The 12,933-nt window shown below is 58.2% G+C and carries 11 protein-coding genes; 7 read left to right on the top strand and 4 right to left on the bottom strand.

Annotation, left to right across the window (positions count from 1 at the left end):
- Positions 1-3: 3 nt before the first annotated feature.
- Positions 4-1,155, bottom strand: a complete 1,152-nt coding sequence (gene metK, locus G5229_RS16650; protein WP_421209721.1) for a methionine adenosyltransferase — start codon at positions 1,153-1,155, stop codon at positions 4-6.
- 349 nt (positions 1,156-1,504) lie between these two features.
- Between metK and tkt the strand changes: the two genes are divergently transcribed.
- Positions 1,505-3,496: a transketolase gene (gene tkt, locus G5229_RS16645; protein ID WP_421209719.1), complete on the top strand. Its 1,992-nt coding sequence runs from the start codon at positions 1,505-1,507 to the stop codon at positions 3,494-3,496.
- Positions 3,497-3,631: 135 nt separating this feature from the next.
- On the top strand, positions 3,632-4,165 hold the full coding sequence (locus G5229_RS16640; RefSeq protein ID WP_421209717.1) for a hypothetical protein: 534 nt from the start codon (positions 3,632-3,634) through the stop codon (positions 4,163-4,165).
- A 176-nt stretch (positions 4,166-4,341) separates the two neighbouring features.
- Here the strand turns inward: G5229_RS16640 and G5229_RS16635 are convergent, their stop codons facing one another.
- The gene (locus G5229_RS16635; RefSeq protein WP_421209715.1) at positions 4,342-5,373 is read right to left on the bottom strand and encodes an NAD(P)H-quinone oxidoreductase; all 1,032 of its coding nucleotides are present in this window, start codon (positions 5,371-5,373) and stop codon (positions 4,342-4,344) included.
- A 135-nt stretch (positions 5,374-5,508) separates the two neighbouring features.
- On the opposite strand from G5229_RS16635, the gene G5229_RS16630 reads away from it, so the two are divergent.
- The 3 genes from G5229_RS16630 to G5229_RS16620 all read left to right on the top strand — a co-directional run bounded on the left by G5229_RS16630 (position 5,509) and on the right by G5229_RS16620 (position 8,109).
- Positions 5,509-6,381, top strand: coding sequence for a LysR family transcriptional regulator (locus G5229_RS16630; protein WP_201955215.1), 873 nt, complete (start codon positions 5,509-5,511; stop codon positions 6,379-6,381).
- Between the two features lie 145 nt (positions 6,382-6,526).
- Positions 6,527-7,390: a glyoxalase III HchA gene (gene hchA, locus G5229_RS16625; RefSeq protein WP_058057895.1), complete on the top strand. Its 864-nt coding sequence runs from the start codon at positions 6,527-6,529 to the stop codon at positions 7,388-7,390.
- Positions 7,387-8,109, top strand: coding sequence for a PA1136 family autoinducer-binding transcriptional regulator (locus G5229_RS16620; RefSeq protein WP_216979310.1), 723 nt, complete (start codon positions 7,387-7,389; stop codon positions 8,107-8,109). Before hchA ends, G5229_RS16620 begins: the two co-directional genes overlap by 4 nt.
- Before the next feature lie 72 nt (positions 8,110-8,181).
- Here G5229_RS16620 and G5229_RS16615 read toward each other — a convergent pair whose 3' ends face one another.
- Entirely contained in the window at positions 8,182-9,447 is a 1,266-nt protein-coding gene (locus G5229_RS16615; protein WP_421209712.1) for a RidA family protein, read from the bottom strand.
- 868 nt (positions 9,448-10,315) lie between these two features.
- On the opposite strand from G5229_RS16615, the gene G5229_RS16610 reads away from it, so the two are divergent.
- On the top strand, positions 10,316-10,663 hold the full coding sequence (locus tag G5229_RS16610; RefSeq protein WP_254204217.1) for a hypothetical protein: 348 nt from the start codon (positions 10,316-10,318) through the stop codon (positions 10,661-10,663).
- 54 nt (positions 10,664-10,717) lie between these two features.
- On the opposite strand, the gene G5229_RS16605 is transcribed toward G5229_RS16610, so the two are convergent.
- Positions 10,718-11,320, bottom strand: a complete 603-nt coding sequence (locus tag G5229_RS16605; RefSeq protein ID WP_227341148.1) for an HAD family hydrolase — start codon at positions 11,318-11,320, stop codon at positions 10,718-10,720.
- A 173-nt stretch (positions 11,321-11,493) separates the two neighbouring features.
- Here G5229_RS16605 and G5229_RS16600 point away from each other — a divergent pair, with 173 nt between their 5' ends.
- A complete protein-coding gene (locus G5229_RS16600; protein ID WP_421209709.1) occupies positions 11,494-12,870 on the top strand; it encodes an MDR family MFS transporter in 1,377 nt (458 codons plus the stop codon).
- The last annotated feature ends 63 nt before the right edge of the window (positions 12,871-12,933 follow it).

Below are 12,933 nucleotides of genomic sequence, written 5' to 3'. Positions count from 1 at the left end.
GCCTTACAGGCCAGCGGCAGAACGCAGCAGTTCGGCCTTGTCGGTCTGCTCCCACGGGAACTCGTCGCGACCGAAGTGACCGTAGGCAGCGGTAGCCTGGTAGATCGGGCGCTTCAGATCCAGCATTTCGATCAGGCCATACGGGCGCAGTTCGAAGTGCTCGCGCACCAGCTTGACCAGCAGCTCCTCGGCGACCTTGGCGGTACCGAAGGTCTCGACGCTGATGGAGGTCGGCTCGGCCACGCCGATGGCGTAGGAGATCTGGATTTCACAGCGATCGGCCAGACCGGCGGCAACGATGTTTTTGGCAACGTAGCGGGCGGCGTAGGCTGCAGAACGGTCAACCTTGGACGGATCCTTACCGGAGAAGGCGCCACCACCGTGACGGGCCATGCCGCCGTAGGTGTCGACGATGATCTTGCGACCGGTAAGACCGCAGTCACCCATCGGGCCGCCGATAACGAAACGGCCGGTCGGGTTGATGAAGTATTTGGTGTCCTTGTTGACCCACTCGGCCGGCAGCACCGGCTTGATGATCTCTTCGCGTACCGCTTCAACCAGATCCTTGTGGCTGATGGATTCAGCGTGCTGGGTAGACAGTACAACGGCATCGACACCGATGATCTTGCCTGCGTCGTCGTAGGCAAAGGTCAGCTGGCTCTTGGCATCCGGACGCAGCCACGGCAGGGTGCCGTTCTTGCGCACTTCAGCCTGACGCTTCACCAGCAGGTGAGAGTAGGTGATGGGGGCCGGCATCAGCACGTCGGTTTCGTTGGTGGCGTAGCCGAACATCAGGCCCTGGTCGCCAGCGCCCTGCTCCAGCGGATTGCTGCGGTCAACACCTTGGTTGATGTCCGGGGACTGCTTGCCGATGGCGTTCAGCACGGCGCAGGAGTCAGCGTCGAAGCCCATGTCGGAGTGGGTGTAGCCGATTTCACGCACGGTATCACGCACGATCTCTTCGATATCAACCCAGGCAGAGGTGGTTACTTCGCCGGCCACCATGACCATACCGGTCTTGACCAGGGTCTCGCAGGCGACACGGGCCTTGGTATCTTGCTTGAGGATGGCGTCCAGTACCGCATCGGAGATCTGGTCCGCAATCTTGTCTGGATGGCCTTCGGAGACCGACTCGGAAGTAAACAGCTTTGCCATGATATGAATCTCAGCTTGTCTGGGTTATCGCCACAGCAATAACCGGGTGAATGGGATGGTGTAGAGGTATCTACATCTGGACGTCTATATTAATTAGCGCCCCCCGCGATTGCCAGCACTATTTTGTCGCGCAGTGTCCAATGGGTCACAAGCGGTGCTCTCCTATCCCGAAAGGGATGGAAATCAAACGTTTTTCTCTGGTTGCTTTGGCCAATAGAGGGCAAGAAAAGCGATTGTCCTCCCAAAGCCACTTTATTCATCCAGATAATATTTGCACGCCGCGCGCCCTGCTGGGACAATAACGCGCCTTAATCTTGGCCATCAAATGAAGCAATCGCAGGAGATTCAGATGCCTTCTCGTAAAGAGCTTGCCAATGCCATTCGTGCATTGAGTATGGATGCCGTTCAAAAAGCCAACTCCGGTCACCCGGGCGCCCCCATGGGAATGGCGGATATCGCCGAAGTGCTGTGGCGTAGCCACCTCAGACATAACCCGAACAACCCCAAGTGGGCCGACCGCGACCGTTTCATTCTCTCCAACGGCCACGGCTCCATGCTGCTGTACTCCCTGCTGCACCTCTCCGGTTATGACCTCTCCATCGACGATCTGAAAAACTTCCGCCAACTGCACTCTCGCACCCCGGGTCACCCGGAGTACGGCTATGCACCGGGCGTTGAAACCACCACTGGCCCGCTGGGTCAGGGCATCACCAACGCCGTTGGTATGGCGATCGCCGAAAAAGCCATGGCTGAGCAGTTCAACCAGCCGGGTCACGACATCGTTGACCACTACACCTATGCCTTTATGGGCGACGGCTGCCTGATGGAAGGTATCTCCCACGAAGCGTGCTCCCTGGCAGGTACCCTGCAACTGGGCAAACTGATCGCGTTCTGGGATGACAACGGTATCTCCATCGACGGTCACGTAGAAGGCTGGTTCACCGACGACACCGTCAAGCGCTTCGAAGCCTACGGCTGGCACGTTATCCCGGCTATTGACGGTCACAGCCCGGAAGCCATCAATGCCGCCATCGAAGCCGCCAAGGCCGAGACCGGCAAGCCGACCCTGATCTGCTGCCGCACCATCATCGGTTACGGTTCTCCGAACAAATCCGGTTCTCACGACTGCCACGGCTCACCGCTCGGCAACGACGAGATCGCCGCTGCTCGTGCCTTCCTGAAGTGGGATCACGCGCCGTTCGTTATCCCGGCCGATATCGCTGCCGAGTGGAACGCTCAGGAGAAGGGCGCTGCACTGGAAGCCGACTGGGCTGCCAAGTTCGCCGCCTATGAAGCCGCTCACCCGACTCTAGCTGCCGAATTCAAGCGCCGCACCGCTGGCGAACTACCGGCCAACTGGGCTGCTGAATCCGCCAAGATCATCGAAACCCTGCAAGCCAACCCGGCCAAGATTGCGACCCGTAAAGCGTCCCAGAACTCTCTGGAAGCGTTCGGCAAGCTGCTGCCGGAGTTCATGGGCGGCTCTGCCGACCTGGCGCCTTCCAACCTGACCATGTGGTCCGGCTCCAAGTCTCTGACCAACGACGATGCCTCCGGCAACTACATCCACTACGGTGTACGCGAGTTCGGCATGTCCGCCATCATGAACGGTATCGCCCTGCACGGTGGTTTCATCCCCTACGGCGCTACCTTCCTGATGTTTATGGAGTACGCCCGTAACGCCCTGCGCATGGCCGCCCTGATGAAGCAGCGCGCTATCTTCGTTTACACCCACGACTCCATCGGTCTGGGTGAAGATGGCCCGACTCACCAGCCGGTTGAGCAGATCGCCTCCCTGCGTCTGACTCCGAACATGAGCACCTGGCGTCCGTGTGACCAGGTTGAATCTGCCATCGCCTGGAAACACGCCATCGAGCGTACCGACGGCCCGACCTCTCTGATCTTCTCTCGTCAGAACCTGGCCCAGATGGACCGTACTGCCCAGCAGCTGGCTGATACCGCCAAGGGTGGCTACGTGCTGAAGGATTGCGCCGGTACTCCGGAGCTGATCCTGATCGCCACCGGTTCCGAAGTGGAACTGGCCGTTGCCGCCTATGAGCAGCTGACAGCCAAGGGCCGTGCCGTGCGCGTGGTCTCTCTGCCGTCTACCGATGTGTTCGACGCCCAGTCTGCCGAGTACAAAGAGTCCGTCCTGCCGTCCTCCGTCACCAAGCGTGTGGCCATCGAAGCCGGCATCGCTGACTACTGGTACAAGTACGTCGGTTTCGGCGGCAAGATCATCGGTATGACCACCTTCGGTGAGTCCGCACCGGCCGAGCTGCTGTTCAAGGAATTTGGCTTTACCGTGGAAAACGTGGTTGCGACCGCTGAGTCCCTTTAATAGCTGAATATTGGGCCTGACAGGCCCAATAACTTGAATAAGAAACGCCTCCCATTGCAAGATGGGGGGCGTTTTATTTAGCTATTAATGTTAAAAATGTTTATCTGATTCAAGAGTTAATACCAGGGGCGTTTTATGCAGGCAGAAACAGAAATCATTGAACTATCTGAATTTCTGTTGGAGTTCAATAAAGAGAGTGACCGAGGGGCTGTGCTTAATGCAGCCGCAGTGTTAGATGACTGGCTAAAAAATATTCTTGAGTCATTTTTTGTTAAAAACAAATCAGGTAGTGAACTTGTGAGTGGTTTCAATGCACCACTTGGAACGTTTGCCGCTAAGGTAACTGCTGCTCATGCGCTCGGTCTTATTGAAGAAAGTGAGTATCATGAGATAACTATAATCCGTAAGATTAGAAATGAGTTCGGTCATAGTTGGAGGGGGGTTGATTTTTGTTCTGGTAAAGTACTAAATCTTGTGAGCCAGTTACCTTGGTGTGGCCCAGATGAGCTGGCATCGAATTCAACACCAAGAATGCGCTTTAATTTTTCTATAGCAATATTACTGTCAGATTTAATGTGGCGTTCAAGATTGGTTGAAAAAGAACGTAGAAAGATTAAGTCGTGGTCAAATAAGTCAAGAAAGTCTGTAGGTTCGATTAGCGAAGCGTAATCGGACGTTCGCGTTCTTTAAGACGATGCCATAAAAATAATACCCCTTCCTGTTACCTAAAAAGAGACCGGCATTTAGCCGGTCTCTTTTTATTTATTGCAACCCTTACGCCTGCGGCGGGGTACTTTCCGCGTTGGATATCACCGCACCCACCTCAACCAAGTCTGCTATGGGCCTTATTTATCTGATGACAAGGGCACCATGGTTAATACCAGCTTGCCGATATGGCGGCCTGAGTCCAGCAAATGGTGGGCTGCGGCGGCCTCATCCAGCGGGAAGGTCTGGTAAACCTGCGGTTTGACCTCGCCGCGTTCGATAAATGGCCAGACATGAGTTTGCAGCTGGGCAATCAGCTCGGCTTTTTCCTGCGGAGTACGCGAGCGCAGGGTGGAGCCGATATGGGTCAGCCGCTTTTGCAGCATGGGAAACAGATCCAGATTGGGGGCGGCGCCCGCAATAATGCCGATCTGGACTATGCGGCCATTGATGGCGGCCGCCGCATAGTTGCGCGCGACATACTCCCCGCCAATGATATCGAGAATGATGTCGGCGCCATGGCCATCGGTGGCGGCATGCACTGCCTCGACAAAATCCTCCTCCTTGTAGAGCACGGCCACATCCGCGCCCAGCTTGAGGCTGGCGGCCTGCTGCTCGGGTGAGCCGACCGTGGTGATGATTTTGGCGGCGCCAAATGCCTTGGCCAGCATGGTGGCGGTCGTGCCGATGCCGGAGGCACCGCCATGGATCAAGATAATGTCCCCTTTTTTGAACTGACCCCGTTCAAACATATTTGACCAGACCGTCATAAAGGTTTCCGGCAGCGCCGCGGCTTCGACAAAGCTCAATCCGGGCGGCAGAGGCAGGACATTGCTCCGGTGGGCGACGCTGTACTCGGCATAGCCGCCACCCGAAATCAGCGCGGCGACCTTGTCGCCAATCTTGAGATGGGTCACCTGCTCCCCCTTGGCGACCACGACCCCGGCGACCTCCAGCCCGGGAATATCCGATGCCCCTGCCGGAGGCGGGTAGAGCCCTTTGCGCTGCATCACATCCGGCCCATTGATGCCGGTCGCATAGTGCCGGATCAAAACCTCATCGGGCTTGGGCGCTGGTGTGGCGCGGGTGGTCAGTTGCAAGACATCGGGGCCACCGGGTTGGGTAATTTCTACCGCGCTCATGGTGGCGGGAATGGAATAGGCGTTATGCATCAGCGGCTCCTTGTAACGAGGTGATATGAGGTTCCCCGAGTGGGATGAGCACCAAGATAGTGGAGATTGCTGATGAATAAACGCAGTATTATCCCTTATCTGTAATGCAAAAATGCATTTCAACCGGGAGTCGTGATGAACTGGGATGATGCGAAAATTTTTCTGGCGTTGCATCGGGAGGGGAGCCTGAGGGGCGCCGCCCGTGTGGTCGGGGTCGATCAGGCCACCATTGGCAGGCGGATTGCCGCACTGGAGCATCGTCTGGCGGCCACGCTGTTTCTCCGCACATCCAAAGGGTATGTGCTGACTCATGTCGGAGAGATAGTGCTGGCCAGCGCCCAGCAGATGGAGCTGGCGGCCATTGATTTTGTGCGGGCGGCGCAAGGGGTCGATAACCGCCTGGTTGGGGAGGTCAGCGTGGCGACCACAGACACCCTGGGGATGGATTTTTTGATACCTGCTCTGACCGAGCTGCATCAGCGTTATTCAGATATCAGGGTCATCCTCAATACCTCGACCCAGGTGGTCAATCTGTCCCTGCGGGAAGCGGATATCGCGATCCGGACGGTGAAGCCGGACAATCCCGACCTGATTATTCGCAAGCTGGCCTCTTGGCCGGTCGGGTTGTATGCCTCCGCCGACTATCTGGCTCGCCATGGCATTCCCGAAGCGGGCACCGGTTTTGCGGGCCATTCGCTGGTGGTGTATGAGCCCCACTGGCAGAGCGCGCGCTCGCCCATGATGCTCGAAGAGGCGGCCGAGGGGGCCACGGTCGCCGCGGGGGTCAATACCAGCCTGATGCTGCGTCAGGCCCTGTTGATGGGGTTGGGGCTTGGCGAGGTGGCGGTTCCGCTCGCCGAGCAAGCCGGGTTGGTGCGGGTCTGGCCCGAGCGGCAGTTACAGCAATCCTACGATGTGTGGCTGGTGACCCATCAGGATGTGCAGCATGCCGCGCGGGTCAGGGCCGTCATGGATGCCATCGTCAGGGCATTTGCCGCGATGGCCTAAGTCTGGCGGGGATTCTGTTCAGGTTTTGTCGCAGCGCGGTCACACCTCTTGCCATAGTCATGGCGGTTGAGGGAAAACCCTCATTTACTTGGTCTCTGACAGTCAATACTGTGAGACCGAGTCCACCACTACTGGAGCCTGACCCATGACCGATATGCTTGTTGACGATAAACAACCGACCCCGGATCCGGCAGAGCAGAATGCCTTCTTCCCATCGCCCTACTCCCTGAGCCAGTTCACCTCGCGCAAATCTGACCTTGCCGGGGCCGACTATCCCGCTCCCTATCGGGAGGGGCGCTGGAAGATCCTGCTGATCGGGGCCGATGAGCGTTATCTGCCCACCGACAACGGCACCCTGTTTTCCACCGGCAACCATCCGGTCGAAACCCTGCTGCCCATGTATCACCTCGACAAGGCGGGCTTTGCCTTTGACGTGGCCACCCTCTCCGGCAATCCGGTCAAGTTCGAGTGGTGGGCCATGCCCGGCGAAGATGAAGAGGTGTTGGGGCTCTATGCCAAATATCAGGCGCAGTTCCGCCAACCGGCCAAGCTGGCCGATCTGCTGAAAGAGGCGCTGGCCGCCGACTCGGACTATATCGGCGTCTTTATTCCCGGCGGCCACGGCGCCCTGATGGGGTTGCCGCAGAGTGCCGAGGTGAAAGCGCTGCTGGAGTGGGCGATGGCCAACGATCGCTTCATCATCTCCCTCTGTCACGGGCCTGCTGCGTTGCTGGCGGTGGCCAATCCAGAGACCTTCGCGGGCTACAAGATCTGCGCCTTCCCCGACGAGCTGGATGCCCAGACCCCGGCAATTGGCTATATGCCGGGCCACCTCACCTGGAAGTTTGGCGAGAAGCTCAAAGAGATTGGCTTCGAGATCGTCAACAACGGCATCTCGGGAGAGGTGTGCCGGGATCGCAATCTGCTGACCGGTGACAGCCCGCTGGCGGGTAATAACCTCGGCAAGCTGGCCGCCACCACCTTGCTGGAGGCGGTTGCCAAGCGATGAGGTTGTCGTCATCGCCAGCGAATGCATTGCAGGTCGCGGTGGCGCTGGAAGGGTGCCAGCGGCTGGAGGAGATCCAGCAACTGGTGCGCGCCTTTGCCACCCCGCTGGGGTATCACCGCTTTGCGCTTTTCTCCATCAGCGCCAGCGAGGAGGGGGTGGTCGAGCATCTCTACTGGCTGGAGGGGGCGTGGCTGGAGAGCGGTGAGGTGGTCGACCTGCATGCCTATATGCGCGAGTGCCCGATGGCGATGCATATCAGGGAGCGAGACCAGCCCTTCTTCTGGAGCAAAACGGTTGGCGCCTCTGGTGAGCAGTACCGTATCGTTCGCCAGCCCGAAGTGCCGGGCCGACATGGCTTGCAGGTACCCGTCTATGGGCCGTTGGGACTGGAGGGGGCGATGAGTTTTGGCGGTGATCAGATCGATGCCAGCGCTCCCGCTCGGGTTGGCCTTGCGCTGATCGCGGTGGCAGCTTTTCATGCAGCTCGTCGCCTGATGGAGATGCCGGTAGCGGGCCACGAGCGCGGCCTCACTGGTCGTGAGCGCGAAGTGCTGGAGTGGGTCTCTCGGGGTTGGCGCCATGCCGACATCGCCACCACCCTGAAGCTCTCGGTGCGCACGGTCGAGAACCATCTGCGCAGTGCCCGCCGTCGGCTGGGGGTGGCCACCACGGCAGAGGCGGTCAGAGTGGCGATCAGGAACCGCGATATCGAGGGCTGAGGGGCTACCTCTTTGTCTGACATGTAAAAAGAGACCGGCATATAGCCGGTCTCTTTTTATTTATTGCAACCCTTACGCCTGCGGCGGGGTGCTTTCGGCGTTGGACATCACTGCATCGATTTGTACCAGAGCACCGGCGGGCAGTTCGCGCACCGCGATCACGGTGCGGGCCGGCAGGTAGGCCGGGAAGTATTTGGTGTAGACGGCGTTGACCGCATCCAGATCCGCGATATTGGCGAGCTGGATATTGACCTTGACGATATCGTCCATCACATGGCCGATGCTCTCCACAATCGCCTTGATATTGCTGAGGCACTGGGCGGTCTGTTCCTTGATGCAGCCAGCCAGGATCTTGCCGGTGGCGGGGTCAATCGGCAGTTGGGCAGAGAGATGGTTGTAGTGGGAGAAGGCGACGGTCTGGGTGTGCAAGGGGCTGCGCGGTGCCTTGTCGGTATTGCGGGCACGGATCACCAGATTGTGACGATCTTCCACCAGTTGCGGCGGGGTGCCGTCACCGTGGGAGATGACCGCATCCATCTGCACCTGTGCCCCCATGGGCAGAGCGGCGGCACTGACCACCGAGCGGGCGGGCAGATAGGCCACGGCGCGGGCAATGGCGGAGTCGGGGAAGAAGGTGGTGTAGACCTCGTTGACAGCATCCAGATCGGCCAGATTGGTCAGATAGACGGTCACCTTGACGATATCGTCGAAGGGCACGTCGATCCCCTCCAGTACCGCCTTGATATTGCGCAGGCACTGGCCCGCCTGCTCCTTGATGCCACCGGCAACCAGCTGGCCAGAGGCTGCATCGACCGGCAGCTGGGCGCCGATATTGTTGTAGTGGGAGAAGGCCACGGTATGGGTGGAGAGCGGATTGTGCGGCGCCTTGTCGCTATTGCGGGCGAGCTTCACTAGCGGGCAAGGATCTTGTGGGAAGGTACCTTCGCCGTTGGAGATGATGGCATCGATCTGCACCAGTGCGCCCAGCGGCAGGGCGGCGACGGCGAGGGTGGTGCGGGTCGGCAGATAGCCCGGGAAGAATTCGCGATAGACGGTGTTGACCGCCTCCAGATCGGCCATCTCTTTCAGGAAGATGGTCGCTTTGACCATATCGTCTATCACATGGCCGATGCTCTCGATGATCGCCTTGAGGTTGCTCAGGCACTGTCTGGCCTGCGCGGTGACATCGCCACTCACCATCTTGCCGGTGGCGGGATCGACCGGCAGCTGGGCGGAGATATTGTTGTAATGAGAAAACGCCACCGTTTGGGTGCAGGGGCCCAGATCCTGGGGTGCATGGGGGGTATTTCTTGCCGATTTGATGATGGTGCCACTCATAGATATGCCTCTTTTTAATATTTGTTGTTCATTCAGGTACAGGTTTACCCCATCTCGTTGTACGCCTCGGCCACTGCGCCAGCGGCGGCATCCCCGGTTATTATTTGTGATCCACTCAATTACTGAGAGGAATAAGGGAGAAGAGGACAGGGTAGATATTTCAGACGCTGCGATTCTATGAGTGGCTATCAGGGGTTGCAAACCGCTGATTGCATTTCTATGAGATGGCTCAATGGGCGCAAATTTAATCATATTGCTATTCAATTCATGCTGAATAGTCACCTGTTTGTCCGCCAATGGCCATGCATCGAACAATAGTCCAGTCCGGGCGGGGGTTGGGGCAGATACCTTGGCAGTGAAGGAGTGTAAAGAAAGGGTTAATGCGATGCATCAAGCTGCCATCAAACGATTTTATTGTGCATAGATATGTACTTTATGTTTTTTTAGTCATCTATCTTGCCGCGCAAAAATATGCTAGCAGAGATTACTGTAACAGTAGTTAAAGATGTGGCTGGAATATAATTCAAATATTTGCATGGGGGATGCTTGTTAATTATCGGTAGGCTGACGGTTGGCCAAGACTCGGAGCGTTTTTATCTTTTTATATATCTGGTGAAATATGCGTGACACAGCCCAGTGGTCCCATATCGAGGTGACCAGGGTTGGCAATATATCGGCTGACCAGGTGCGGCATGGTCAAGGCATCAAACAAGAGGATGACCTTGGCTCGACGCAGCGCTATGGATCGGGCTCTCTGCGCCGGTTGTAGTCTACAGCCTGCCAGGGATGAAAGGGTCGCGGGCGAGGCCAGCTGCCGTGGCATGGTTGTCTGCGGGATTGTTAACAAAAATGTGAACGAGATCACCGGATGGACAAGGGTTTAAGGCTGGAAATGGAGCAGAAAGGAGTAGAATGGCACTTTATTTTTGAGGGTCATTCGATGCCCAACTATCACTTTTTCACGCTGGGCCAGGCGCTTACCTATCTCGATGCCAATGCCCCGCGCTATAGCGATGAGCGTCGTCAACTGGTTGAGCAGGGATTTGCCGCCATGGCGGCCCCCATCTTTGCAGATACGCCGGTTGAAGCACTGGCGTTGCTGCGCCAGCATCAGGCATGGAAGGAGGAAGCCATGGTCGATGCACTCTCCTTGACAGTTGCCACCGGGCCGACGCTCGTCTCCTGTTTGCAGGAGAACCCTTTATCCGCGAGTTGAACAGCATCATGGCACCATCGAGGTGGCGCCATGTTGCCGCTGTCCGCTTGCGAGCTACCTCTGGTGCAGTTCGCCTTCCATTACCAGTAGAGTATCCATCCCTGCCGCCTTGCCAGCCTCAAGCCCGATCCGGGTATCTTCAAACACCAGACAGTTGGCCGGATTAGCGCCGAGCAGCTCGGCCACCTGCAAAAAGGTGTCGGGGTGCGGTTTGTGGTTGGTGACATCATCGGCACTGACCACCACAGAGATATAGGCGTCGAGTCCGGTGCTTTTGAGGATGGAGTCTGCCTGATTGCGCGGTGAGCCGGTGCCAATCCCCATCTTCACCTTGCCGTGATAGTGCCTGACCAGCTCCCACATCTTGGGAAAGACGCTGACCTTGTCGATATGTTCCATATAGAGGGCAATCTTGCGACGGGTAAAAGCCTCGACATCCACCGTCAGCCCCTGCTGCTCGGCCAGCATGGCGATGATCTTGCGGGTGGGAATGCCGCCGTACTGATAGAGCTGATCCCGCTCGAAGGGGATGCCGAACTCGGCGCAGGTGAGCTCCCAAGCATCCAGATGGAGGGGCATGGAATCTACCAAAGTGCCATCCATATCGAAAATCAGGGCATCGTAGTGATCAAACCCGTACTGCTCACGCTCGCTCATGGGGGCTCCTCGAATCAAATAGAGCAGGCTAGCAGAAACGGTCGGCGTTTTGTGGGATCGGCCTCATGGTTGGGCAGATTGTGGCCGCCGTTTTTTCTATCTCTTGCTGATTTGTGAGACAATAATCCGTTCATTGCCGGATACTTTGGCATATCAGATCAGCGAGTCCGCTTATGACCTCGAAAATATCCCCCAAAACCATTTTCTCTAGCGTGGCGCTGGTGATCGCGCTCGGTTCACTGGAAAAGAGCATAGTCACCACCCCGCTGCCCATGATTGGCGCCGAGCTGCATGCCGGTGCCGCCCTCACCTGGGTGGTCACCGCCTACCTGCTGGCGGCCACCGCTGTGCTGCCTCTCTACGGCAAGCTGAGCGATCTCTTTGGTCGGGTGCGGATGCTCAATATCGGCATCGGCCTGTTTCTGGCGGGCTCGGTGGCCTGTGCTCTTTCCCAGGATCTGCCGACCTTGCTGGCAGCGCGGGTGCTGCAAGGGCTGGGGGGCGGCGGCCTGATTGCTCTCGCGTTTACCGTGATTGCCGACACCATTCCACCGCGGGAGGTGGGCAAGTATCAGGGCTACATCTCGGCGGTCTATGCGGTCTCCAGCATCGCTGGCCCCTTGCTCGGCGGTTATTTCACCGAGCAGCTCAGCTGGCGCTGGATCTTCTGGATCAATCTGCCGCTCGGGGCGCTGGCAGTCTTTCTCATCAACCGCAACCTCAAGCAACTCAACGTGCGTCGCCACAGTCGCTTCGACTGGAAGGGGGCGGGTCTGCTGATTACCGTCACCACGCTCACCCTGTTGCTGCTCTCGCCGGAAGCGGCGCTGCCTGCAGTCTGGCTCTCGGCGGCGCTGGGCGTCGCGTTGCTGCTGCTGATTCTGATTGAGCGGCGTGCCCACGACCCCATATTGCCCGCCCATCTGGCGCGGCTGCCCGGCTATCTGGTGAGCGTGCTGCTGGTGATGCTCTCCCAGTTGCTGATGTTTGCCGTGCTGGTCTATCTGCCGTTGCAGATGCAGTGGCAGAAGGGGTTGAGCGCCAGCGAGAGCGGGATGAGCATGGTGATCTTCATGATCTGCATCACCGCCGGGGCCTTTGTCGGCGGCAAGCTGATTGGCCGTACCGGTCACTACAAGAGCTTTGTTGCGGTCGGGTTTGCGCTGGCCGCGGTGGCGCTCTGGCAGATCCACTTCGATGCCTGGGTCAAGCTGGCCCTCGGGTTTGCCGGTATTGGTCTGGGTCTGGTGCTGCCCGCCCTCTCGGTGGTGGTGCAAAATGCCCTGCCACGGCAGGATCGCGGCATCGGTATGTCGCTGTTCAACTTCGGGCGGGAGCTAGGCGGTGCCGTTGGCGTGGCTATCTGCTCCATGCTGTTCCACTTGCGCTTGCCAGCCGGCAGCGATGGCGATCTGAGCCGACTCGCCCCCGGTCTGCTGGCCCCGGGCTTCAGCGCAACCTATATCGGCATGGCATTGATCGCCACACTGGCGCTGCTCATCACCTTGCTGGCGTTGAAGCGCCACGAGCTGGCATCTATCAGCGCCTGATTTGACCTGCGCCGACATAGGCTCACCATAGCTAGCATCAGGGCTCCCCGCGGGGAGCCCTGA

Source organism: Aeromonas sp. 602396, assembly GCF_049173735.1.
Taxonomy (GTDB): Bacteria; Pseudomonadota; Gammaproteobacteria; order Enterobacterales; family Aeromonadaceae; genus Aeromonas; species Aeromonas veronii_A.
Note: the sequence above shows the minus strand (reverse complement) of the source record. Positions and strands in the feature narration are given on the sequence as shown.

Excerpts from the sequence above, each read along its gene's own strand:
- metK (WP_421209721.1), bottom strand. The coding sequence starts at position 1,155 with ATGGCAAAGCTGTTTACTTCCGAGTCGGTCTCCGAAGGCCATCCAGAC.
- tkt (WP_421209719.1), top strand. The coding sequence starts at position 1,505 with ATGCCTTCTCGTAAAGAGCTTGCCAATGCCATTCGTGCATTGAGTATG.
- G5229_RS16640 (WP_421209717.1), top strand. The coding sequence starts at position 3,632 with ATGCAGGCAGAAACAGAAATCATTGAACTATCTGAATTTCTGTTGGAG.
- G5229_RS16635 (WP_421209715.1), bottom strand. The coding sequence starts at position 5,373 with ATGCATAACGCCTATTCCATTCCCGCCACCATGAGCGCGGTAGAAATT.
- G5229_RS16630 (WP_201955215.1), top strand. The coding sequence starts at position 5,509 with ATGAACTGGGATGATGCGAAAATTTTTCTGGCGTTGCATCGGGAGGGG.
- hchA (WP_058057895.1), top strand. The coding sequence starts at position 6,527 with ATGACCGATATGCTTGTTGACGATAAACAACCGACCCCGGATCCGGCA.
- G5229_RS16620 (WP_216979310.1), top strand. The coding sequence starts at position 7,387 with ATGAGGTTGTCGTCATCGCCAGCGAATGCATTGCAGGTCGCGGTGGCG.
- G5229_RS16615 (WP_421209712.1), bottom strand. The coding sequence starts at position 9,447 with ATGAGTGGCACCATCATCAAATCGGCAAGAAATACCCCCCATGCACCC.
- G5229_RS16610 (WP_254204217.1), top strand. The coding sequence starts at position 10,316 with ATGGACAAGGGTTTAAGGCTGGAAATGGAGCAGAAAGGAGTAGAATGG.
- G5229_RS16605 (WP_227341148.1), bottom strand. The coding sequence starts at position 11,320 with ATGAGCGAGCGTGAGCAGTACGGGTTTGATCACTACGATGCCCTGATT.
- G5229_RS16600 (WP_421209709.1), top strand. The coding sequence starts at position 11,494 with ATGACCTCGAAAATATCCCCCAAAACCATTTTCTCTAGCGTGGCGCTG.